Genomic DNA, 21,776 nt, shown 5'->3' on the forward strand with positions numbered 1-21,776 from the left:
AACAAGCTATCAAAAGGGAAAAAAATAAGAGCAGAAATATGTATTTAAGTCGATTGTTTTTCAATGGGAAACATTTTTAACATTTAACATCTAAAAAAGTTTTTTAGTATAATAACTGGTAAAAATACGCTTCTTTTTGAGATATTTATATTTAAACGGCAAAAAACGATTCCAGTTCTTGAAGTGTTTCTCTAGAAGTTTGAATATCTTTCACAATTTCTCCTTTATTTAAGGCAACAATTCGGTCGCAAACTTCGACTGTGTGCTGTAAGTCATGACTCGAAACTAAAACTGTAACATTCGGATTATCAGCTAGTTCTTTTATTATTTTTTTTAATCGACTTACTGTTGTTGGGTCTAAATTTGCAAATGGTTCGTCTAAAATAATCACTTCGGGACTACCAATAAGTGTAGCTATAATTCCTACTTTTTTTTGATTTCCTTTAGACAGATCTCGCAGGTATTTTTTGTTTTTTAGAATTTCTCCATTAAAAAATTCCTCATGTTTGAGTAATAATGCATCAACATCGGCCTTATTTTGTCCTCGTAAATCTCCTACAAAATAAAAATACTCTTCGGGAGTTAAATATCCTATTAAAAAGCTTTCATCTAAAAATGAACCTGTAAAAGTTTTCCAACTTTCGTCATTATTTACCTGAATAGAATTTGTTGTAATATTTCCTGTAGAGGGATGAATTAAATCTAATAGCAAACTAAAAAAAGTAGTTTTTCCCGCACCATTATTCCCTACTAACCCAAAACTTTGCCCTTTTGGAATTTCAAGATTATCGATTTTTAAAACTGTTGTTCCGTTATATATCTTTGAAAGTTTATTTACTTGTATCATTTTTTAATGTTTAATTGTTGATCTGGTTAATTGTTAATTTGATGTTTTTTTGATTATTGGCTAGATAAAAATTATCAAATTGACACATTTTATAATTACTCTAGTTCTTTTGTTTATAAGCACTTATAGTAGAATATTTTTCGATTTTATATCTTTTTTCGATAAGCAAAAAGACTTTATCCTTAAAAGCAAAACCAATTATTCCTGCTATAGCAACTAATGCTAATCCTATATTTGGATTTCCAAGCCAAAGACCAATCCAATATAATCCCAATGGTAACAGCATTTTAGGCAACGTAAGTAACATTGCATTTACGTTAAAAGCTTTTTTATCTCCAAATGCTCCGCTTGTAGATGTTAAGTCGATTGGTGTTTTTGTAAATGCTCCTCCCAAGAGTACTAAATGTGAATTAACACCAATATTATAAATGGCTCCAACAACAATTGTGAGATAAACTTTCCATCCAAAATAAAGATAAAATGAAGCAATAATCGTCGATATAATTGTTGCAATAACTATTAACCACCATTTAGACGTAATATATCCTTTATATGGTATGTTTTGTGTCATCATGAGTTGGTAATATGAACTGTCCCAACTTGGTACAAATTGCCCGAAAGTAAAAAGAAATCCTCCTGATACAAAAATACCTGCTAAAATTTGCATTACTGGTGGCTGGTGCATACTTGCACTAAAAAACAGTAATCCATAAAGCAAAAAGAAAAGACTCATAATAATAGTCATCTTAGACCTTTTATTTCTCTTTATAAGTTTAATATCGTTTTTAAGAAAAGTTCCTAATGTCCCGAATTGATTAAGCCAGGTTAAGTTTTCGGTTGTAGCAACATCATGTTTAGTCGAAAGTCCAGCGTCGAGATATAAATTATCTTTAAAATAAATAAAAGTCATGTAATAAAGCCCTGCCAAAACCAAAACTGGAATAAGAAAGAGTCCTTTTATGTTGTAAAAACCATCAAAAAGCAAAACGGCATAGTTTGTAATATCAAAAAAATCATAATACTGCAGCCCTCCTAAAACAGCAATTATCCCAAGAAAAACAACAAACAATTTGTCGATGTTACTCAACAAAATATTCAAGAAGTTATTGATATAAATTAATGCTATTATGGCTAAATGCCAAAAGATTACACTCAATATATCATATCCTTCTATTAATAATACTATTGTAAAAGGTATAAAAAAGAAAGCATGAATGATATTGAAAAACGATAAGACGGTTTTGCCAAGTGAAAAATGAACAATAGTTTTCTTTTGGATACACAATGTTAATAACGGTTTGATATTAAGTACCGGAATGGCTTGCATTAAAAGCCTAATCACTAAATCGAATAAAAAATAATAAATCAAGAACTTATTTATGGTTAATAACGGATCAAGATTCATCTTTTTAAGTAGGTAAAAAATACCTGTTCCCGCACCAATTAAAATAAGCGAAAAATAAATTGCCAGAAAACCTATTACAATTTTTAATGCAACATTGGCACCAAATGATGCCGACCTTGAAAAGGATTTCCATTCGAGATAAATAAATTTTTTAATCATTTTTTTTGGTTTAGTTTGATACGTAAGTGTGTAAATGTAGGAAAACGTTACAAACAAAATAAAATATTACTGTTTAATACCAATCATTTAATAGCTGTTTGCTACTTTTGCAAAAAAATAATATCATGCCTTCATTCCTAAAACTAATAATAAAAGAAGTAAAACGTGAAACTGCAACAGCTGTTTCGATACTTTTTAATGTTCCTGAAGAACTAAAGTCAAACTATACTTTTATTGCAGGACAATATATCAATTTACGATTAACACTAGATAATAAAGAGCTTCGTCGTGCTTATTCTATTTGTTCATCTCCAGAAAGTGGTGAATTACGCATTGCTGTAAAAGCCGTAAAAAACGGAGTTTTTTCGCAATTTGCAACTACACGATTAAAAGCTGGTGATGTACTAGAAGTAGGTAAACCCGAAGGTAAATTTACATTTGAACCTGAGTCAGAAAAACAAAAAAACTATGCAGCATTTGTTGCTGGAAGCGGAATAACTCCTGTACTTTCTATCCTAAAATCGGTTTTAAAAAGTGAGCCAAAAAGCTCTTTTGTATTGGTTTATGGAAACAAAACTGTCGAAGACACTATTTTTCACCAAGAATTACACGATTTACAATTGCAATATGTAGGGCGCTTATTTGTACATTATGTTTATAGTCAAGCTAAAGTTGAAAATGCTTTGTTTGGTAGAATCGATAAATCAGCAGTAAATTTTGTATTGAATAACAAACACAAAGAATTACAATTTGATAAATTCTATTTATGTGGTCCTGAAGAAATGATTAACACCGTTTCGGGAATCTTAAAAGAGAAAAATGTAAAAGAATCAGCTATAAAATTTGAGCTTTTTACTTCTTCTACACAAGAAAATAAAATTGATACTTCATTAGAAGGACATTCTAAAATTACTGTTTTAGTAGACGATGAAGAAGTTTCTTTTGAAATGTCTCAAAAACAAACAATTCTTGATGCAGCATTAAAACAAGGAATCGATGCTCCATATTCTTGCCAAGGCGGAATTTGTAGTAGCTGTCTTGCTCGTGTAACTTCGGGTACTGCAGAGATGAAAAAGAACTCAATCCTAACCGATAAAGAAATCGCTGACGGATTAATTCTTACTTGTCAGGCACATCCTACCTCTGAGTCTATTTATGTAGATTACGACGACGTATAAAAGATTAAATTCCAAATAAAAAAATCCAAACTCCAACTTTATAATTGGGATTTGGATTTTTTTTTGTTTTATAATTATGTTTACAATCATTGTCTTGATGAAAATCTTTGTCTAGAGCTGAGATTACAATAAAAACAATTTTTTATTAAAATATTGCTGAATTTTCATTATTTTAGTGGTGTTATTAAAGTAATCGCAACCTCATGTTTTACATGATTTGTAGAGCTAAATCAAATTTGTCAACACGTTTAAATATTAAATATTATGACAATACATCACTTCCTTCGTTTATCATTTGTAGCAATTTTTGTAATAACAGCTCTTATTTGTATTTACTTTATAATTAAAAAACACCGAAATAAAAAAGGTCCCAAATTACTTACTGAAGAAAAATATAGCTCAACAATGCTTGGCAAAATGACTGAAATAACAGTTTTTGACAATATCTTTAATATTTGGCCTTACGTAAGCAAATTAAAAAGTGCTAAAGTACTATCCCACAAAATTAAAGAATCGCAATTGGTGCATAAAGTTTATAGAAATTCAACCGAAGATTTTGAACACATTTTGCTGCCTACAGAAAAAGAAAATCATTTTGTTATAATTGTTGCTGATAGAAACAAAAAGAAAACAATTGGCTATTTTCTCCATGATTTAAATGGATTATATGCTTAACTGTATTTTTTGAACAATTTCATTTGGAGAAATTGATCTCATGGCGTCTTCATACCCTTCTACCATTTTATTTCCGTAAACAGAAGTTGGTAGTTTTGGATATAGATTTCGGTCTGAAGTTAATGCGTTTTCTAAACTCTGATTAAATGGTAAAAATCCTGCATAAGGATGTGTAGCACCCCAAAGTGTAATTACTTTTACACCCAGCATTGCTGCTATATGTGCATTTCCTGAATCCATAGAAAGCATTACATCTAGATTACTAATAAGTTGTAATTCTTGCTGAAATTTGATTTTCCCAGCCATATTAACAACATTCTCATACGGTTTAGAAAGTGAATCCAGAATTTCAATTTCTTTTTTTCCTCCTCCAAAAAGTAAGATGGTATGATTTTTATTTTCAGCTAGTTTTACTATTACTTCTTGCATTAAATCCAGCGGATATACCTTAGAATCGTATTGTGCAAAAGGTGCAATACCTATTAATCTTTCATACTTATTTCCGATTAAATCAACTATTTCCTGACTTAAAATTGGTTTTGTAGGGAAAACAGGATTCGATAAATCCAATGGAAATCCTAGTTCTTCAAACACTTTTTTGTGTCGTTCAAACATAGTAAGCAATGGCTTGAAGATTTTATTCTCAGCTCGCATCAATGCCTTTTTCTCTTCTCGGGCTTTATCAACAAATGCAGTTTTTTTTCCGCTTAAAGCGAAAAAAGTACGAACAACTTTAGAGCGTAAAACGTTGTGCAAATCGGCAAAAGCATCAATATGTAGCTTTTTTAAATCTTTATATAAACGTACTAATCCTAAAAATCCTTTATGACGTTCTTTATCATCAAAAACAAAGAAAGTCAGATTCGGAATTCCATCAAAAAATGGTTTAAAGAATGGGCGCGAAATTACCGTTAATTTTACCTCAGGATACTGTTTTACAAAAGCGCGTAAAACAGGAACCGTCATGGCAACATCTCCCATTGCGGAGAGTCTCATGACGGCTATATGCTTAATTTTATTGGACAATTCTGCCAATTATTTTTTATTTTGATATAAAACAGGATTCAAATCATCGTCGTTGTACATTTTCATTTGTTTGTACACTTTCATGAATTTATCACCGTTCTCAATGTCAGTTAACAAATCATCAATTGCAGTTGATAAGTCACTTCTTTGTTCTAAAAGTACATTTAATTTTTCCTGGCATTTATCTCTATGCTCTTGTGAAGCTTCTGCACGAGTAGCTTCCTCATTCATATGATAAATTTTTAAAGCCAAAATAGATAATCTATCAAATGCCCATGCTGGACTTTCAGAATTGATTTTGGCACCGTCTTTTACTTTTACATTACTGTATTTTTGTAAAAAATAACTATCGATATATTCCACCATATCAGTACGTTCCTGATTAGATGCATCAATCCTTCTTTTTAAAGTAAGTGCAGCAACTGGGTCAATATTCGGGTCACGAATAATATCTTCAAAATGCCATTGTACGGTATCAATCCAGTTTTTTAAATATAATAAATGTTCAAATTTATCTTTAGGATATGGATTGTTTATTGGCTGATCAACATTATCAAATTTATGATAATCTTTGATACTTTGTTCGAATACAGAATATGCTAATTTTGAAAACATGTCTTTAAATTTTATAGATACAAAGATACTTTTTATACTTTTATAAAAAAATATCAAATCATAAATCTATTTATAACAAATTAGGTTTTAAAATAAATTTAAAAATACCATCATGCAGATTCATTATTTATCCGAAAATAACAGCGTATTAAACCATTTTTTAGGTCAGATACGAAATATAAAAGTTCAAAACGATAGTATGCGTTTTCGAAGAAATATTGAGCGGATTGGTGAAATTATGGCGTATGAAATAAGTAAAGATCTATCTTATAAAAACGTAGAAATCGAAACACCGCTTGGTATCAAAAGCACTACCGAAATAGATGACAAACTTATTTTATGTTCTATTTTACGTGCTGGATTACCACTACATATTGGATTTTTGAACTACTTTGATGAAGCCGAAAATGGCTTTGTTTCGGCATGCAGACATCATCCTAATAATGATGCCGAATTTGTCATTTTAGTCGAATATCAAGCCTTATCTAGTATTAATAATAAAACCGTTTTATTAATCGATCCAATGCTCGCAACAGGTCAATCGATCGTTGCTGTATATGAGAAATTAATACAAAATGGTGCACCAAAAGAAATGCATCTTGCTGTTGTTATTGCTGCTCCAGAAGGTGTTGCTTATCTAGAAAAACATCTGCCAGATTCTTGCCATTTATGGATTGCTGCCTTGGATAGTAACTTAAATGAGAAAAATTATATTGTTCCAGGATTGGGCGATGCCGGTGACTTAGCTTATGGAAATAAACTATAATTGAGAGAAAAAGGTAAATAGACTACACAAAATCAAGACTCCATATACGATTTCGTTATTTAGTTTGTTTTGTGAAAACTCAATATGACTTGATCCCATAATAGCCAAAGGTGCTACTGTAAACAATAACAAATCGTTGCTTTTATTAGGAGATATTAAAAACACAATTATCCCTATAAAGAAATAGGCAACGATTTTTTTGTATGAAGAATGCAATAATAAAGGTCTATTTGATAATGTTAACAACAACGAAACCACAAAAAATAACGCAACTGCTACATAAATTGATAGCGCTCCATTTTGGTAATTATTCGTAAAATAATTAATCCTAAAATCAAGCGTTGCGCGGTTTTGAAAAAACGTAATTACATCTATATTAAACAATAATGACACTAATAGAAAAAGTGTAGCTATAGTAAAAAGAGCTATAAATGGTAAAATCCAGTTTCTATAATCGCCTGCAACGTGAAAAATTATTGATATAAATACCAATATAAGAAATAAAATACACCAAAATTGGAACAATGAAGCCAATAGAATCCATAATGAGGCATCAAATATTTTTTCTTTAGATGATTTTAAAGATTGTAGTGATAACAATCGACGAAGCGCTAATAACACAAAGAAATTGGCAAGTAATACATTAGGATTATTTAGTGCCGACGGAAAAAATAAGGATAACAATAAATAAAAGAATATCGTGTAACCATTGTCTTTACTAAGTCCGTTTTTCTTGACAACAAAGTTGGTTATCAACATTGATCCTAATACAACTATCAATAAGCTTATTTTTTCTGAAACTGAAATAAGCGATTTTACCCAAGAAATTTCTTGAAATTGATAGATGAAAAAGAAAACCAGCATTAAAATTACGACCAATGAATAATTTAATGGTGTAGATTTTTTAAAAACACTTGTTATCATAAGGATATTTTATACTTTTGTGACTGTAAATATAATACTTGTTTAAAAAGGAAACCAACAAGTTGAAATAAAGATTCTGATTATCGGGATTTATAACTTCAATGTGTTACAAAACAATAAATAACAAAATAATTTTATAAATTATGACAACTTTTTTTGAAGGAATACAGTACTTATTCGTAAACATTTTATTTGCTCCACTTGATTTTTTACGTTCATTAGAACTTGTATCATGGTTTGGTGCTAATACAATTAACTGGATTTTCATGATTATCTGTGCAGCTGCAATGGTATATTGGATTAAACAATTACGCATTTTTGATGCAGCCGGAACAGAAAATCAAGATACTACGGCTCACTCTTTTTTAAAGTAAGTCGAAGCCAATATCTTTTCTAAAATACATCTTATCAAAATTTAGCTTGTCTATGTTTTGATAAGATTTTTTTATGGCCTCTTGGAAGTTGTCTCCATATGAAGTCACTGCCAAAACTCTTCCTCCATTACTTACCACATTGTTGTTATCCAACTTTGTTCCTGCATGGAAAACAATAGAATCTGAAATGTTTTCTAATCCAGAAATTACTTTTCCTTTTTCAAAATCCTCTGGATAACCGCCTGAAACTACCATGATTGTCGTAGCGCTTCTTGGATCTACCTCTAGAGAAATTGTATCTAGTTTTTCATTGGCTACAGCCAAGAACAATTCTACTAAATCTGTTTTTAATCTAGGAACTACAACTTCAGTTTCCGGATCACCCATTCTTACGTTGTATTCTATAACGATTGGTTCATTCTTAACATTTATCAATCCGATAAATACAAAACCTTTATACTCGATTCCATCTTTTTGAAAACCTTCTATTGTTGGTTTTACGATGTGTGTTTCGATTTTTTCCATTAAAACAGCATCAACATAAGGAACTGGAGAAACTGCTCCCATTCCGCCTGTATTTAATCCTGTATCACCTTCACCAATACGTTTGTAGTCTTTGGCTGTTGGTAGGATTTTATAACTTTTTCCATCTGTTAATACAAAACAGCTTAGTTCAATACCATCAAGAAACTCTTCGATAACAACTTTTGAACTAGCTGCACCAAATTTTTCATGAACTAACATGTTTCTTAATTCGGTTTTAGCCTCTTCAAGATCCTGAATAATCAAAACTCCTTTTCCTGCTGCTAAACCATCTGCTTTTAAAACATAAGGAGGTTGCAATGTTTCTAGAAACTTACATCCATTTTCTACCGTTTCTGCAGTAAAACTATCGTAAGCAGCTGTTGGGATATTGTGTTTCATCAAGAATTCTTTGGCAAACTCTTTACTTCCTTCAAGTTGTGCACCTAATTTTGATGGTCCGATAACCGGAATATGTTTTAAACTTTCGTCATTTTTAAAATAATCGTAAATCCCTTTTACCAATGGATCTTCGGGACCTACGACAACCATACCTATATTTTCCTGAATTACTAAAGTTTTTATAGCTTCAAAATCAGTTGGACTAATGTTTACATTATGGGCAATACCAGCTGTTCCGGCATTTCCTGGTGCAACAAATAGTTTTTCGCATAGCGGACTTTGAATCATTTTCCATGCAAATGCATGCTCTCTTCCTCCTGAACCCAATAGTAAAATTGTCATTGTATAGTTGTATTTAGTTGTGGTGCAAAAATAATTGCTTTTAACCTTAAAACAGAATTAATTTTTAAAAAGTTGTTGGTTGTTGAACTTTAGTTGTTGGTAAATATTATTTTTGGTGAAATTTATGCTCCAAATGCTTCGACTTTTTGATCTTTCTCTTCTTATAAATGGATTTCCGATTAAGGAAGCTAAAACCGAATTGGATACCATTATTCAGCTTTCCGAAGAAGAACATGCTCAATTTATTGAACATAAAAAAGAAGAAATCGTTGCTTATCATTTGCAAAACAATCCATTTTATACAACATTAGTTGGTGCTGTAAATACCAAAAATTGGAATGACTTACCTGTTTTGAACAAACAGAATTTGCAAAAACCTCTTTCTGAGAGGTTGTCTAAAGGTTATGCTATCAAAAACGTTTACCTCAACAAAACCTCTGGGTCAAGCGGAACTCCTTTTGTTTTTGCCAAAGATAAATATTGCCATGCCTTAACCTGGGCTTCGAATATTATGCGCTTTGGTTGGCACGGAATAAATTTTAATACTTCGTATCAGGCTCGTTTTTATGGGATTCCGATGGATTTTATTGGATACAAAAAAGAACGATTTAAAGATTTTTTGAGTAACCGTTATCGGTTTCCAATTTTTAATTTATCTGATGCCGTTTTAGAAAGCTTTTTAAAAAAATTCCAAACCAAAAAGTTCGATTACCTCAACGGGTATACAAGTTCTATTGTTATGTTTGCTAAGTTTTTAGAAAAGAAAAACATCATATTAAAAGATATTTGCCCTAGTTTAAAAGTTTGTATCGTAACATCTGAAATGCTTTTTGAAAGTGATAAAATTCTTTTGAAGAAACAATTTGGGATTCCGATCGTTAATGAATATGGAGCATCTGAACTTGATTTAATTGCTTTTGAAAATCCTGAAGGGGAATGGCAAATAAATGCCGAAACTCTTTTTGTTGAAATCTTGGATGAAAACAATCAGCCTGTTCCTAATGGAACTGAAGGCAAGATTGTAATTACATCATTGTATAATAAAGCCCATCCGTTTATAAGATATGAAATTGGCGACATGGGGATTCTGGATGAAAAAAGTACATTACAAAAGCCTATTTTAAAACAATTGATTGGTAGAACCAATGATATTGCCATTTTACCAAGCGGGAAAAAATCGCCAGGATTAACCTTTTATTATGTGACCAAAAGCATCATAGAAGACGATGGAAATGTAAAAGAGTTTATAATCAAACAAACGCAATTAGATTCTTTTGAAATAGAATATGTTAGTGATAATGAACTCGATAAAAACCAAATTCAGAAAATAGAAGAGGCAATAGACCTTTATCTGGAACCTGATTTAAACTTCACTTTTACCCGAAAAACAGTTTTAGAAAGAACCAATCGCGGAAAACTAAAACAGTTTAAATCTTATTTATAATATAAATAAAATCTTACATTTGTTTTTTTAATTAAAACTCATGGACGATCATTCTTTACTTTCTGAAGAAACTATTTCTAACAAAATATACTTTATCCGCAATCAAAAAGTGATGCTCGCATTTGATTTAGCAATGCTTTACGATGTTCAAACAAAAAGATTAAATGAACAAGTAAAAAGAAATTCATCTCGATTTCCAGAAGATTTCATGTTTCAACTTACGGAAAGTGAATTTGAAAACTTGAAGTCGCAAATTGCGACTTCAAGTTGGGGAGGAAGTAGAACATTACCTTTTGCATTTACGGAACATGGTATTCTCATGTTATCAAGCGTTCTAAAAAGCGATAAAGCAATTCAAACCAATATTCAGATCATGCGTATTTTCACGAAAGTGAGACAAATGCTTTTGGACACCACAGAGATTAAGGTTGATATCTTACAGATTCAAAAGAAATTAGAGAATCATGATAAAAATATTGAATTGGTGTTTTCTTATCTGGATGAATTAACAGAGAAAAAAGAAGACGAAAGTGAAAGAGTAAAAATTGGATATAAAAAATAATAAATTCTTTAAGGTCACAAATTGTGATCTTAAAGAATTATAAAAAATATGTCTTCATATATCTTGGTTTAATAACCAATTGTGTGAACAAAAACCGAGTCATATAGATACAGGAAACCACAAAATTAAACCCATGGAATCGTCTGTAAACACCGAAATTATGTTTTATCAATTTGAACTTTGAAGATGAAATAGAATCTTTTCTTATTCTGTAATAAGCCAAAGATTCAGGAACAGGTTTTGCTTCTTTGATTTGTTTTAAAATCGTAAGCCACAAGCGCCAATCTTGCCTTTTTTGAGTAGCTTCTATTCTTATTTTTCCGAAAAATTCAACATCGTAAATTGCAGTTAAGTTCCCCACATAATTACAGAAGAACAATTCTTCGTAAGTTAAATTTATTGGAGCTTCTATCTTTTTGTTTAAAACATTCCCCTCTTCATCAATCCACTCATAAAAACTAAATGTAAACGGCAGATCCTTATCTTTTAAAAACTGTATTTGTTTTTCTAATTTTAGAGGAAACCATAAATCATCAGCATCAAGAAACGCTATATACTTTCCATTTGCTTTATCTAAAGCTATGTTTCTGGCAAAACCATTTCCTGAATTTTTTTCTAATTCAGTTAGTTTTATTCGATTATCGTCTTGAGCAAATTCTTTTATTATTGCTACTGTATTATCTGTCGAGGCATCATCTACTACAATGATTTCCCAATGAGAATAACTTTGGTTAAGTACTGATTGTAATGTAGAGCGGATGAAATTTTCGCAATTGTACGTAGGGATTAAAATAGAAACTAAATCCATTAATATGCTTTTTCATCGCCTTTGAGCGTATTATAAACAGTATCAAAAATGATTTTGATATCTAATAAAATAGACCAATTTTCCATATAAAAGATATCGTATTTTACTCGATTGATAATGTCTTTGTCTGTTTCGACTTCACCACGAAAACCGCTCGTTTGAGCTAATCCTGTAATGCCTGGCTTAACAAAATGTCGCACCATGAATTTATTAACCTGCACAGCATATCTTTCGGTATAACTAACCATGTGCGGTCTTGGCCCAACTACCGACATATCGTTTTTTAAGACATTGAAAAACTGAGGTAATTCGTCAATGCTGGTTTTCCTCATAAATCTACCAAGTTTAGTAACCCGAACATCATTTTTAGTAATCTGATTCAAATGGGCCACATCATTCAATTTCATTGATCTAAACTTATAACAATCAAACTCTTTATTATTAAGTCCGTTTCGTCTTTGTTTAAAAAATATAGGTCCTTTGGTTTCTAATTTTATTAAAATGGCTAAAATTGGGGTTAACCAGGAAAGTAGTCCAATTAAAATTGTTAAGGAGAAGACAATATCAAAAGCACGTTTAATAACTTTATTAAATTTATCATCTAATCGAATATCTCTTAGTTTTATAACTGGTATATAGTCATAATATTCGAACATAAAATTTCTGAAAAATATTTGTTTTTCGTCAGGAATAAATTTTAATGTCTTCAAATTATTATCTGCAAAATGAATAATATCTCTCATTTGTTGTTGAGATAAATCGGTCATCGAGCAATACATTTCATCTATTTTATGTACTAAAACAAAATCCAGCATTTTATTAATATGATCTTCTTCTTCACTTTCAATATCAAATATATGAATCAGTTTATAGCCGTAATCCAGATTTTCTGTGAAGAAGTTTTGCAGCGGGGTAACACTTTTGCTGTTTCCCATTAAAACAACTCGTCTGGAATTACCTCCATAAAGAACTCTATATTTTTTTAGGAAAAAATAAACCGAAAACTTAATTGTTAGTATCACCAGGAAAGATGCGCTAATGAATACTATCACTGCAGGTAAGCTTATTTTTTGAGAATAAAAATAAGCTATTGCAAATGTTATTAAGCTAAATAAAACATATTGACTGAGTGCACAATTTAAGATTGCAATTACTTTGGTATATCGATATACTTCATAAAAACCTAAATGAACTGCGATACACAGCCAAGCGACGCTTAAAGCTATAGGAAATGCTATTTGATTAACAGGAAAATCAATTATATAAACCGCAAATACATTGATGATAATTAAATCTATCAAATATGAAAAGGGTCGGATATAACCTGAATATCTTCCTGTTTTTGTCCGCATTTATCTTATATAGTTTGAAAAATCTTTATGTTCCTCTTTAGAAAGTTCTTCTTTAGAAAGTGATTTAAAATAATCATATGTGATTTTCATACCGTCGGCACGATTTACTTTTGCTTCCCAACCAAGTAATTCTTTTGCCTTTGTAGTATCTGGTTGGCGCTGTAATGGATCGTTTATTGGTAACGGATGGTAAACTACTTTTTGGTTTGTTCCTGTAAGTTTTATAATTTCTTCAGCAAAATCTTTAATAGTAATTTCATCTGGGTTTCCAATATTAACCGGATACACATAATCTGAGTGTAGTAATCTGAAAATTCCTTCTACTTGATCATCTACATAACAAAATGAACGAGTTTGCATACCATCCCCAAAAATCGTTAAATCTTCGCCACGAAGTGCCTGACCAATAAAAGCAGGAATTACACGACCATCATTAAGTCGCATTCTTGGCCCGTAAGTATTAAAAATACGCACTATTCTGGTTTCTACACCATGAAAAGTATGATACGCCATTGTAATCGATTCCTGAAAACGTTTTGCCTCATCATAAACACCACGTGGTCCTATTGTATTTACATTACCATAGTATTCTTCTGTTTGTGGGTGAACCAAAGGATCTCCATAAACTTCAGATGTTGAAGCTATCAAAATTCTTGCTTGTTTTACACGAGCCAATCCTAATAAATTATGTGTTCCTAATGAACCTACTTTTAAGGTTTGAATAGGAATTTTTAAATAATCTATCGGACTTGCTGGTGAAGCAAAATGTAGTATATAATCTAAATCTCCAGGAACATGTACAAATTTTGTGATATCGTGATGATAAAATTCGAAACTTTCAAGTTTAAATAAATGCTCGATGTTTTTTAAATCACCAGTAATTAAATTATCCATTCCGATAACATAATAACCTTCTTTTATAAAACGGTCGCAAAGATGTGAACCTAAAAATCCTGCTGCTCCTGTAATAAGTATTCTTTTCATTGTATTTTTTGTATGTGGCAAATGTAATTGAATTTATAAATTACATTCTTTAAAATATTGTAATCTAATCTTTGCGATAACATCAATCGCAAATTTGTTTTTATCAAGGGTACAAAAGTACCCTTGTATACTAATGTTATTATTTTACGTTAAAAATCTGCTCTAGAATTTTTATCGTAATCAAATATGTTGGTTTTACCCCTGTTGTTCCTAATCCTCCAGAAGCCAAAGTACTTCCTGTTTCTAATGGGTTATCTGATGCATAATAAGCATATCTAACTTTTATATCATGAGGAACGCTTTTTCTAATTTTTGAAGCCGATTGAATTGCTTTTTGGTAATATGATCCTTCCATTTCCAGACCAATAACGCTCCAAGTCGATTCGTGGAAGAATTTTAATAAATCACGGTTTTGTAATGATGTTCCTAACACGGTAACCATTGCTCCTTCAAAAACTGCAATATCATTTCCTTCAAACATTGCTCCTTTTAATTCATTCTCGAAAAAGTAATTATCTGCAGTTCCTTCATTTATATGTGCTGTAGGAATCATAATATCTCCTTTTCCTCCTTCTAAAATCCCTGCTTTACCCATAATCGAAACCGATTTTACGTTAAGTAGCGTATCTTTTTTATAAGGTTTTAGTAACTCATCGATAGTTTCATAAGCTTGTTCTCCAAACGCATAATCCATAACTATGATTACTGGTTTTTTATCTCCTAAATCGGCTTTTGGAAAAGCTGTTTTTGCCCAATCAATCTTAGCCGTATCAAAAATTTGTACGTCGATATTTGTTCCTGAAGTATCCAGTAACGAAATCATTCCATTTTTTAAGGCAATTGCTTCAACATCTTTACGTATTGCATTTGCCCCCGATTTACTTAATTCTTCATAAATAAAGAAATCAGACTTGTCCTTGAACTTAGTTTTTAAAACTGGTGTTGCAAAGATAGAATTCATTACACTATGCATATTAGCACTTATAACATGTATAGGACGGTCAAGAAGCGCATTTGCTTTTAAAACCTCCTTGATGTTTGTTGCCCAGATTTCTCCGTGAATATGGTGTCCTAAACGCTCTCGCAAAATAGGGCTGAATGTAATTGTACGTTTATTATTCTCAACAACTTCTTCGATTGCTAATTTTCCTAACCAATAAATAATATGTAAGAACCTGTCTGGTTCAGCTTCTGATCCAAAAGCATCGTAGATATTAAGAACGTCTTCAAATGTTCTTCCTAAGATATTTGCTACATGCGATATTGCTTTCTCTTTCTCTACAAGTGGTAACTTTTTGGTTTGCATTACTGCAAGTTCAAGTTTTAACCAATCGCGTGAAACTTCGCCTCCATCATCTAATAAAACTCTATTTCTGATTTTATGAGATTCGATAAAGATAAAAGTCAAATGCGTTAAGATATCATAGATATCAGAACGACCGCGAGTAATTTCTACGTTCATTTGCTCCTCGTCGATTCTATAACAATTTCTTCTTCTTTTTGGAGGAACAATTGCTTGAAAATGCGATTTAGAATATCCCTCGTCTGAAGTTAAATTAATAAAACGACATTGTTCAATTCCTACCGGAAGTCGTTCTATAACATATAAAAGCCCATTAAGTTCTACTTTCTCTTCGGCAATATTTCCGTAAATTTCTGGTCGTAAAGCTAATAATGCTTCACGTAATGTATCGCCCGATATTCCCATTGGTTTATAAAAACCTCTGTTAAACAAATGGCGCATTGTAATGTACATTTTTTCGATAGCAGCTGATGATTCTTGTGCTCTTGATCTCGAAATATTTTTTGATTCTTTCATTCTAAATATAATTTTTTTGAAACTTTTTAAGTCTTATTCATTCTTTAATGCGTCTGCTATATCTCTATTATTAGACAGTCGCGGGATTTTATTTTGTCCACCTAATTTACCTTGGGATTTCATATATTCCTGGAAACCATTTTTAGTAACTTTAGTTATCACAACCTTTTGCAAAATATTTCCAGTAATTAAATCGTCGTAATAAATGTTTTGCTTTCGCATGGAATCATCTATTGCTTCGGCGAAAGTTAACATATTTTCTGGTTCATTTTCAAATTCTACAAACCATTCATGATATGGTAATCCTTCTGTTGGATTTATTTGTGGTGCAACAGTAAATTCATTTATACGGATATTGGTGTTTTCCATGGCTTCTTTCATAGCGTTTTCGACCTCATTACCAATAACATGCTCTCCAAATGCCGAAATATAATGCTTGATTCTTCCCGATACAATAACTCGATGCGGATATAAAGATGTAAACTGAACAGTATCTCCAATATTATAACCCCAAAGCCCGGCATTTGTAGATATTATCAAGACATAATTTATACCTAACTCTACCTCTCCTATTGTTAATCGTTTTGGATTTTCGCTAAAGAACTCATCTGCTTTTATAAACTCATAAAAAATTCCCGAGTTCAATAACAAAAGCATTCCTTTAGATTTTTGAGAGTCTTGATAGGCGAAGAAACCTTCTGAAGCAGGAAACAACTCGATACTATCAACTTTTCTTCCTATAAGGTTTTCAAACTTCGCGCGATAGGGTTCGTAATTAACTCCACCATAAATAAAGAGATTAAAGTTTTTAAACAAATCCCCTACTTTCTTTCCGCTTTTCTCTTCTAATCGCTCAAAATACATTTGTACCCAAGACGGAATTCCCGAAATAATAGTCATATCCTGATCTATTGTTTCACCGACAATTGCATTAATTTTAGTTTCCCAATCTTCAATACAATTAGTTTCCCATGATGGTAAACGGTTTTTTTGAAGATATTTTGGCACAAAATGAGCTGCAATACCAGATAAGCGGCCTAGTTTTATTCCGTTTTTTTCTATCAATTCAGGACTTCCTTGCAAGAAAATCATTTTACCATCTACAAAATCAGCATTTCCCGTTTCATGAATATAATGCAAAATCGCATTTCTTGAAGCTTCAATATGATATGGCATTGATTCTTTGGTAAGCGGAATATACTTTGCTCCCGAAGTTGTACCAGATGTTTTAGCAAAATAAAGTGGTTTTCCTTTCCAGAGAATGTCTTTCTCTCCTACTCGTACTTTATCTATATATGACTTTAAATCTTCGTAATCTCTTACAGGTACATAGTTTTTAAAATCCTGAATGGTTTTTATTTTATCAAAGTGATGATCTTTTCCAAACTCAGTATCTTTTGCCCCATTTATCAAACTCTTAAAAACCTTCATTTGAGTTTCGACAGGTTTTTTGGCCCAAGCCTGTGTATTGTTATAAATTTTGCTGGCAAATAATTTTGCAGCGACTGATTTTATAGACATTCTTTACTTTTGTTTTTTATCACTTTTATTCTTTTTAACAGAACTAGTGTTTTCCTTTTTTTCTTCGTTTGCCACTTCCTCACGCAGTTTTAATTCCTCTTCGGATGGAGCTAAGTTTACATCTTCCTCTTTTACTTCAACACTCGACAAGATTGAATCTTTATTAAATTTAGCATATTCTAATTGGCCTGTTAGCACTTTTTGAATAGATTTAATATAAGTTTCATTTTTCTTTAACGCCACCGTTAATGAATCAGATTTTAGAGCTAATTCGGTTGCATTTCTCTTTAATTCAGTTGATGAATATCCTGGTATAAATTCTCTTAACGGAGTAAATGCTATAATAAAAGTTGTAATTAATATTAAAAAAATTGCTCCAAGAGTGGCTACCACAAAAACATTCATGAGGTTAAGTTTGAAAGAAAAAATTTCTTCAAAAGTATCTTCGTTCAAAATAACCAAACGGTTTTTGACAAACAATTTCTTTCTAAACTTGATTCGTTTTAATTTTTTCTCAGACATCGTGGTACTTTAATTGACAAATATAATAATTAATACTGTTGATAAAACGGACAAAATGCAATAGGACTGCCTTTAAAATAGGTTTTTATTAAATATTTAACTTAACTAGAAATAAATTTTTTATAATAAAACCAATTCATATTAACTAATTCTATATACCTTTGCTTTTATTATATACAAATTTGCTCCGGCAATTAATTATTCAATCATGGGAAGATTAGGTGTTACAGAAATCCTTGTTATATTAGCAGTTGTTTTATTACTTTTTGGAGGTAAAAAAATTCCAGAATTAATGAAAGGTTTAGGTAGTGGAATTAAAGAATTTAAAAACGCTGCAAAAGACGATAACAAAGAACCTGCTGATAAAAAAGAAGAAGAAGAAAAAAAATAGACTTTTTAGTTCTCAAGTCTTAAAATTCGAAATCCCAATAAATATATTGGGATTTCGAATTTTTTTTGTTTTATAATATCATTGTTAACTGAATACGCTTTCTATCCTCATCAACCTCAGTCACTTTTACATCTACATGTTGATGTAGTTTTACTACTTCGTTTACATCACTTACAAAACCAGCTTTAAGTTGAGAAATGTGAACCAATCCGCTTTCTTTAACACCAATGTCAACAAAACAACCAAAGTTGGTGATGTTATTAACAATTCCAGGTAATATCATTCCAGTTTTTACGTCTTTTATCGTTTTTACATTCGGATCAAATTCAAAAACCTTAGCCGATTTTCTAGGATCCAAGCCTGGTTTTTCTAATTCTTTAATGATATCCTTTAATGTTAATAAACCTATTTCTGGCGTAATATAATTTTCCGGTTTAATTAAAGCTGTTCTTTCTTTATTAGCAATAAGATCATTAACTGTTAGTTTTAAATCTTTAGCCATCTTTTCAACAATACCGTATGCTTCAGGATGTACTGCCGAATTATCTAATGGATTTTTAGCATTGGTGATTCTAATAAAAGCAGCTCCTTGTTGATATGCTTTATCTCCTAAACGAGGTACTTTTTTTAATTGTTTACGATCTTCAAAAGGACCATTTTCCGAACGATATTGTACAATATTCTCGGCAAGCTTCTCTCCTATTCCACTCACATAACTTAATAAGTGTTTACTCGCCGTGTTTATGTTTATTCCCACCGAGTTCACACAACGAATTACGGTGTTGTCTAGTTCTTCCTTTAATTTTGATTGATCAACATCATGTTGATATTGTCCTACCCCAATTGCTTTTGGATCAATTTTTACCAATTCTGCCAATGGATCCGAAAGTCGTCGCCCTATAGAAACTGATCCACGAACCGTAACATCATAATCAGGAAACTCTTCACGAGCAATTTTAGAAGCTGAATATACTGATGCTCCAGCCTCAGAAACTATAAATACCTGAACTGGTTTGTCAAACGCAATTTTTTTGATAAAGAACTCTGTTTCACGTGAAGCTGTTCCATTACCAATAGAAATTGCATCTATTTTATAAGAGTTTACCATCGAGCGAATTTTTTTCATCGCCATAGCATCTTCATGTTGTGGTGCGTGCGGATAAATAGTTTCATTGTATAACAAATCTCCTTTTTCGTCCAGACAAACCACTTTACAACCACTTCTAAATCCTGGATCAATAGCTAAAATTCGTTTTTCCCCAAGTGGCGGCGCAAGCAATAACTGTCCTAAGTTATTAGCAAAAACCTGAATAGAATTAGCATCAGCTTTGGCTTTGGCTTCTTGCAAAGTCTCATTTCCTATAGCAGGATTCAACAACCGTTTATAACTATCCTCAATCGCTAACTGTATATGTGGTGTTGTGTTATTTTGTCCTTTTATAACCAGTTCATCAATAACATCATAAGCTTCGTCAATATCAACTTCGACTTTCATTTTTACAAATCCTTCGTTTTCAGCACGAAGCATTGCTAATAATCGGTGTGATGGTGCTTTTGTCAATGGTTCTGACCAATCGAAATACTGATTGAACTTTTGCGCATTTTCATCATCTTTCTTCGTCTTTACAACCTTGGTTGCAATTGTAGATTTACGTTGGTACAATCTACGTAATTGTTTACGAACATATATATTTTCGTTAATCCATTCAGCAATAATATCACGAGCTCCTTGTAAAGCTGCTTCCTCATTAATAACATTGTCATTAATATATTGTGTCGAGATAAAATCAACATCATCATTACCTTGCGACATAATGATTTTTGCCAACGGTTCAAGACCATTTTCACGAGCCACATCGGCCTTAGTCTTTTTCTTCTTTTTAAAAGGAAGGTAGAAATCCTCTATCTCTTGTAAATCAAAACTTTGTTCTATTTTTTGTTTTAATTCTGGGGTAAGCAATTTTTGTTCTTCTATCGATTTTAAAACCGCTTCTTTACGTTTTACAATAACTTCGTATTCTTTTTGCAGTTTTGCAATTTGCTCAATTACAACTTCGTCAAGATTCCCTGTAGTATCTTTTCGATATCTTGAAATAAACGGAATCGTACAATCTTCCTCTAATAATTTAACTGTGTTTTGAATGTTAATCGCTGCTGTTTGAACAGACTTAGCAATGAATTGAATATTAGTCATACTTTTAATGAAATAATTTCTTAATTGTAAATTGAGATAATTTACTTATTAAAATGAAATAGTAAATTGATAAATAATTCTGCTAAAATAATATCTTTGTTTTTAATTTTAAGCCAATGAAAGTTTTATTAGTGTATTTTTTTATCGTAAATAGTATTGCCTTTATCTTAGCTGGATATGATAAATATTTGGCTGTTAAACATAAACGCAGAATTTCCGAAAATATGCTGTTTTCAATAACTGCTATTGGAGGTTGTGTTGGTTTGTTATTGGCAATGCTATTGTTTAGACATAAAACGAGTAAACCATCGTTTATGATAAAATATGCAGGTATTATCCTCCTTCAGGTAGTGATCGCATTCCTTTTCTTTTTTTATTACTGTGATGCCGAAACTCTTGCTTGGTTTATGGTAAGTACCAATATATAGTTTTGTTCTTACGTTGTTAACAACTCTATAAATAGCTATTTATCAAATAATTAAAACTAACATTTTAAAAAATTTACTTCGAGTTTTTTTGTTAGATTCTTATTAGTAATGCTATTCTTCAAACATAAAACGAGCAAACTTCCTTCCGTCATTAAATACTCTATCTTATTTTCTTTAAATAGTAATGCTGACTTTATAATTGCAATCAAAAAATTGTGTTATTTTAATCAAATCTAGTAATAAAAAGTGTTGTTTTTTCATTGTTAACAACTCCACAAATAGCTATTTCTCAAATAATTAAATCTAACATTTTTAAGAATTTACCAATACTACATCTGCAATATTCATTATTAACAATGTTATTACTTAAATATAAAATCAGTAAATCTTCTTTTATAACATCATAGTAGAACTGTCCTTGATAATCACAATCTGAAAAACATTGTTTTACACATAGATTCCATTAATTAATAGTGTGGTTTTTAGGTTGTTGATAACTCCATAATATACTATTTA

Annotated in this window: 21 protein-coding genes; 8 read left to right on the forward strand and 13 right to left on the reverse strand. The window is 31.2% G+C overall.

The features are described from left to right. Positions 1-151 precede the first annotated feature (151 nt). Positions 152-847, reverse strand: coding sequence for an ABC transporter ATP-binding protein (locus ACJ6WR_RS10200; protein ID WP_409417735.1), 696 nt, complete (start codon positions 845-847; stop codon positions 152-154). 100 nt (positions 848-947) lie between these two features. Beyond that, the gene (locus ACJ6WR_RS10205; RefSeq protein WP_409417736.1) at positions 948-2,411 is read right to left on the reverse strand and encodes a DUF5687 family protein; all 1,464 of its coding nucleotides are present in this window, start codon (positions 2,409-2,411) and stop codon (positions 948-950) included. A 125-nt stretch (positions 2,412-2,536) separates the two neighbouring features. On the opposite strand from ACJ6WR_RS10205, the gene ACJ6WR_RS10210 reads away from it, so the two are divergent. Together ACJ6WR_RS10210 and ACJ6WR_RS10215 are read left to right on the forward strand one after the other, a co-directional pair. Then, positions 2,537-3,589: a ferredoxin--NADP reductase gene (locus tag ACJ6WR_RS10210; protein WP_039113315.1), complete on the forward strand. Its 1,053-nt coding sequence runs from the start codon at positions 2,537-2,539 to the stop codon at positions 3,587-3,589. Positions 3,590-3,853: 264 nt separating this feature from the next. Next, positions 3,854-4,264, forward strand: coding sequence for a hypothetical protein (locus ACJ6WR_RS10215; RefSeq protein ID WP_039113314.1), 411 nt, complete (start codon positions 3,854-3,856; stop codon positions 4,262-4,264). Here the strand turns inward: ACJ6WR_RS10215 and ACJ6WR_RS10220 are convergent. Continuing rightward, the gene (locus ACJ6WR_RS10220; RefSeq protein ID WP_409417737.1) at positions 4,253-5,260 is read right to left on the reverse strand and encodes a glycosyltransferase family 9 protein; all 1,008 of its coding nucleotides are present in this window, start codon (positions 5,258-5,260) and stop codon (positions 4,253-4,255) included. The two genes, ACJ6WR_RS10215 and ACJ6WR_RS10220, sit on opposite strands and share 12 nt — an antisense overlap. Positions 5,261-5,299: 39 nt before the next feature. After that, on the reverse strand, positions 5,300-5,905 hold the full coding sequence (locus ACJ6WR_RS10225) for a DUF4254 domain-containing protein (protein ID WP_039113313.1): 606 nt from the start codon (positions 5,903-5,905) through the stop codon (positions 5,300-5,302). Positions 5,906-6,017: 112 nt separating this feature from the next. On the opposite strand from ACJ6WR_RS10225, the gene upp reads away from it, so the two are divergent. Continuing rightward, on the forward strand, positions 6,018-6,671 hold the full coding sequence (gene upp / locus ACJ6WR_RS10230) for a uracil phosphoribosyltransferase (protein ID WP_086895504.1): 654 nt from the start codon (positions 6,018-6,020) through the stop codon (positions 6,669-6,671). On the opposite strand, the gene ACJ6WR_RS10235 is transcribed toward upp, so the two are convergent. Continuing rightward, complete coding sequence (locus ACJ6WR_RS10235) at positions 6,666-7,595, reverse strand: DUF6427 family protein (protein ID WP_409417738.1); 930 nt, start codon at positions 7,593-7,595, stop codon at positions 6,666-6,668. The genes upp and ACJ6WR_RS10235 overlap by 6 nt on opposite strands. 143 nt (positions 7,596-7,738) lie before the next feature. On the opposite strand from ACJ6WR_RS10235, the gene ACJ6WR_RS10240 reads away from it, so the two are divergent. Next, positions 7,739-7,969 carry a DUF6341 family protein gene (locus ACJ6WR_RS10240; protein ID WP_035620182.1) on the forward strand — a complete coding sequence of 77 codons (231 nt, stop codon included), beginning with the start codon at positions 7,739-7,741 and terminating at the stop codon, positions 7,967-7,969. On the opposite strand, the gene purD is transcribed toward ACJ6WR_RS10240, so the two are convergent. Next, the gene (purD, locus tag ACJ6WR_RS10245; protein WP_409417739.1) at positions 7,961-9,235 is read right to left on the reverse strand and encodes a phosphoribosylamine--glycine ligase; all 1,275 of its coding nucleotides are present in this window, start codon (positions 9,233-9,235) and stop codon (positions 7,961-7,963) included. The genes ACJ6WR_RS10240 and purD overlap by 9 nt on opposite strands. 133 nt (positions 9,236-9,368) lie before the next feature. Between purD and ACJ6WR_RS10250 the strand changes: the two genes are divergently transcribed. Next, a complete protein-coding gene (locus ACJ6WR_RS10250) occupies positions 9,369-10,679 on the forward strand; it encodes a phenylacetate--CoA ligase family protein (protein WP_409417927.1) in 1,311 nt (436 codons plus the stop codon). Positions 10,680-10,719: 40 nt separating this feature from the next. Beyond that, positions 10,720-11,241 carry an ORF6N domain-containing protein gene (locus tag ACJ6WR_RS10255; protein ID WP_409417740.1) on the forward strand — a complete coding sequence of 174 codons (522 nt, stop codon included), beginning with the start codon at positions 10,720-10,722 and terminating at the stop codon, positions 11,239-11,241. 37 nt (positions 11,242-11,278) lie between these two features. Here ACJ6WR_RS10255 and ACJ6WR_RS10260 read toward each other — a convergent pair whose 3' ends face one another. The 6 genes from ACJ6WR_RS10260 to ACJ6WR_RS10285 form a co-directional block, all read right to left on the reverse strand. Continuing rightward, entirely contained in the window at positions 11,279-12,049 is a 771-nt protein-coding gene (locus ACJ6WR_RS10260; RefSeq protein ID WP_409417741.1) for a glycosyltransferase family 2 protein, read from the reverse strand. Further along, positions 12,049-13,401 carry an exopolysaccharide biosynthesis polyprenyl glycosylphosphotransferase gene (locus tag ACJ6WR_RS10265; RefSeq protein WP_039113306.1) on the reverse strand — a complete coding sequence of 451 codons (1,353 nt, stop codon included), beginning with the start codon at positions 13,399-13,401 and terminating at the stop codon, positions 12,049-12,051. Before ACJ6WR_RS10265 ends, ACJ6WR_RS10260 begins: the two co-directional genes overlap by 1 nt. Next, positions 13,402-14,385: a UDP-glucuronic acid decarboxylase family protein gene (locus ACJ6WR_RS10270; protein WP_035620191.1), complete on the reverse strand. Its 984-nt coding sequence runs from the start codon at positions 14,383-14,385 to the stop codon at positions 13,402-13,404. It lies immediately after the preceding gene. Positions 14,386-14,524: 139 nt separating this feature from the next. Continuing rightward, positions 14,525-16,204: a DUF6909 family protein gene (locus ACJ6WR_RS10275; protein WP_039118619.1), complete on the reverse strand. Its 1,680-nt coding sequence runs from the start codon at positions 16,202-16,204 to the stop codon at positions 14,525-14,527. 33 nt (positions 16,205-16,237) lie between these two features. Then, entirely contained in the window at positions 16,238-17,725 is a 1,488-nt protein-coding gene (locus ACJ6WR_RS10280) for a GH3 auxin-responsive promoter family protein (RefSeq protein ID WP_409417742.1), read from the reverse strand. 3 nt (positions 17,726-17,728) lie between these two features. Continuing rightward, positions 17,729-18,247, reverse strand: coding sequence for a hypothetical protein (locus tag ACJ6WR_RS10285; protein ID WP_039118620.1), 519 nt, complete (start codon positions 18,245-18,247; stop codon positions 17,729-17,731). A 208-nt stretch (positions 18,248-18,455) separates the two neighbouring features. On the opposite strand from ACJ6WR_RS10285, the gene tatA reads away from it, so the two are divergent. Continuing rightward, a complete protein-coding gene (gene tatA, locus ACJ6WR_RS10290; RefSeq protein ID WP_035620201.1) occupies positions 18,456-18,638 on the forward strand; it encodes a twin-arginine translocase TatA/TatE family subunit in 183 nt (60 codons plus the stop codon). A 70-nt stretch (positions 18,639-18,708) separates the two neighbouring features. On the opposite strand, the gene ACJ6WR_RS10295 is transcribed toward tatA, so the two are convergent. Beyond that, entirely contained in the window at positions 18,709-20,832 is a 2,124-nt protein-coding gene (locus ACJ6WR_RS10295; RefSeq protein WP_039118621.1) for a Tex family protein, read from the reverse strand. A gap of 116 nt (positions 20,833-20,948) precedes the next feature. On the opposite strand from ACJ6WR_RS10295, the gene ACJ6WR_RS10300 reads away from it, so the two are divergent. Continuing rightward, a complete protein-coding gene (locus tag ACJ6WR_RS10300; protein ID WP_409417743.1) occupies positions 20,949-21,260 on the forward strand; it encodes a DUF1294 domain-containing protein in 312 nt (103 codons plus the stop codon). Positions 21,261-21,776: the final 516 nt, after the last annotated feature.

Source organism: Flavobacterium sp. PS2 (assembly GCF_046250155.1).
GTDB lineage: Bacteria > Bacteroidota > Bacteroidia > Flavobacteriales > Flavobacteriaceae > Flavobacterium.

What these genes read in the sequence shown, in the direction of transcription:
- ACJ6WR_RS10260 (WP_409417741.1), bottom strand. Translation starts at nt 12,049, where the DNA reads ATGGATTTAGTTTCTATTTTAATCCCTACGTACAATTGCGAAAATTTC.
- ACJ6WR_RS10215 (WP_039113314.1), top strand. Translation starts at nt 3,854, where the DNA reads ATGACAATACATCACTTCCTTCGTTTATCATTTGTAGCAATTTTTGTA.
- ACJ6WR_RS10255 (WP_409417740.1), top strand. Translation starts at nt 10,720, where the DNA reads ATGGACGATCATTCTTTACTTTCTGAAGAAACTATTTCTAACAAAATA.
- ACJ6WR_RS10295 (WP_039118621.1), bottom strand. Translation starts at nt 20,832, where the DNA reads ATGACTAATATTCAATTCATTGCTAAGTCTGTTCAAACAGCAGCGATT.
- ACJ6WR_RS10210 (WP_039113315.1), top strand. Translation starts at nt 2,537, where the DNA reads ATGCCTTCATTCCTAAAACTAATAATAAAAGAAGTAAAACGTGAAACT.
- upp (WP_086895504.1), top strand. Translation starts at nt 6,018, where the DNA reads ATGCAGATTCATTATTTATCCGAAAATAACAGCGTATTAAACCATTTT.
- ACJ6WR_RS10240 (WP_035620182.1), top strand. Translation starts at nt 7,739, where the DNA reads ATGACAACTTTTTTTGAAGGAATACAGTACTTATTCGTAAACATTTTA.
- tatA (WP_035620201.1), top strand. Translation starts at nt 18,456, where the DNA reads ATGGGAAGATTAGGTGTTACAGAAATCCTTGTTATATTAGCAGTTGTT.
- ACJ6WR_RS10200 (WP_409417735.1), bottom strand. Translation starts at nt 847, where the DNA reads ATGATACAAGTAAATAAACTTTCAAAGATATATAACGGAACAACAGTT.
- ACJ6WR_RS10275 (WP_039118619.1), bottom strand. Translation starts at nt 16,204, where the DNA reads ATGAAAGAATCAAAAAATATTTCGAGATCAAGAGCACAAGAATCATCA.
- ACJ6WR_RS10285 (WP_039118620.1), bottom strand. Translation starts at nt 18,247, where the DNA reads ATGTCTGAGAAAAAATTAAAACGAATCAAGTTTAGAAAGAAATTGTTT.
- ACJ6WR_RS10205 (WP_409417736.1), bottom strand. Translation starts at nt 2,411, where the DNA reads ATGATTAAAAAATTTATTTATCTCGAATGGAAATCCTTTTCAAGGTCG.
- ACJ6WR_RS10225 (WP_039113313.1), bottom strand. Translation starts at nt 5,905, where the DNA reads ATGTTTTCAAAATTAGCATATTCTGTATTCGAACAAAGTATCAAAGAT.
- ACJ6WR_RS10220 (WP_409417737.1), bottom strand. Translation starts at nt 5,260, where the DNA reads ATGAGACTCTCCGCAATGGGAGATGTTGCCATGACGGTTCCTGTTTTA.
- purD (WP_409417739.1), bottom strand. Translation starts at nt 9,235, where the DNA reads ATGACAATTTTACTATTGGGTTCAGGAGGAAGAGAGCATGCATTTGCA.
- ACJ6WR_RS10300 (WP_409417743.1), top strand. Translation starts at nt 20,949, where the DNA reads ATGAAAGTTTTATTAGTGTATTTTTTTATCGTAAATAGTATTGCCTTT.
- ACJ6WR_RS10270 (WP_035620191.1), bottom strand. Translation starts at nt 14,385, where the DNA reads ATGAAAAGAATACTTATTACAGGAGCAGCAGGATTTTTAGGTTCACAT.
- ACJ6WR_RS10250 (WP_409417927.1), top strand. Translation starts at nt 9,369, where the DNA reads ATGCTTCGACTTTTTGATCTTTCTCTTCTTATAAATGGATTTCCGATT.
- ACJ6WR_RS10235 (WP_409417738.1), bottom strand. Translation starts at nt 7,595, where the DNA reads ATGATAACAAGTGTTTTTAAAAAATCTACACCATTAAATTATTCATTG.
- ACJ6WR_RS10280 (WP_409417742.1), bottom strand. Translation starts at nt 17,725, where the DNA reads ATGTCTATAAAATCAGTCGCTGCAAAATTATTTGCCAGCAAAATTTAT.
- ACJ6WR_RS10265 (WP_039113306.1), bottom strand. Translation starts at nt 13,401, where the DNA reads ATGCGGACAAAAACAGGAAGATATTCAGGTTATATCCGACCCTTTTCA.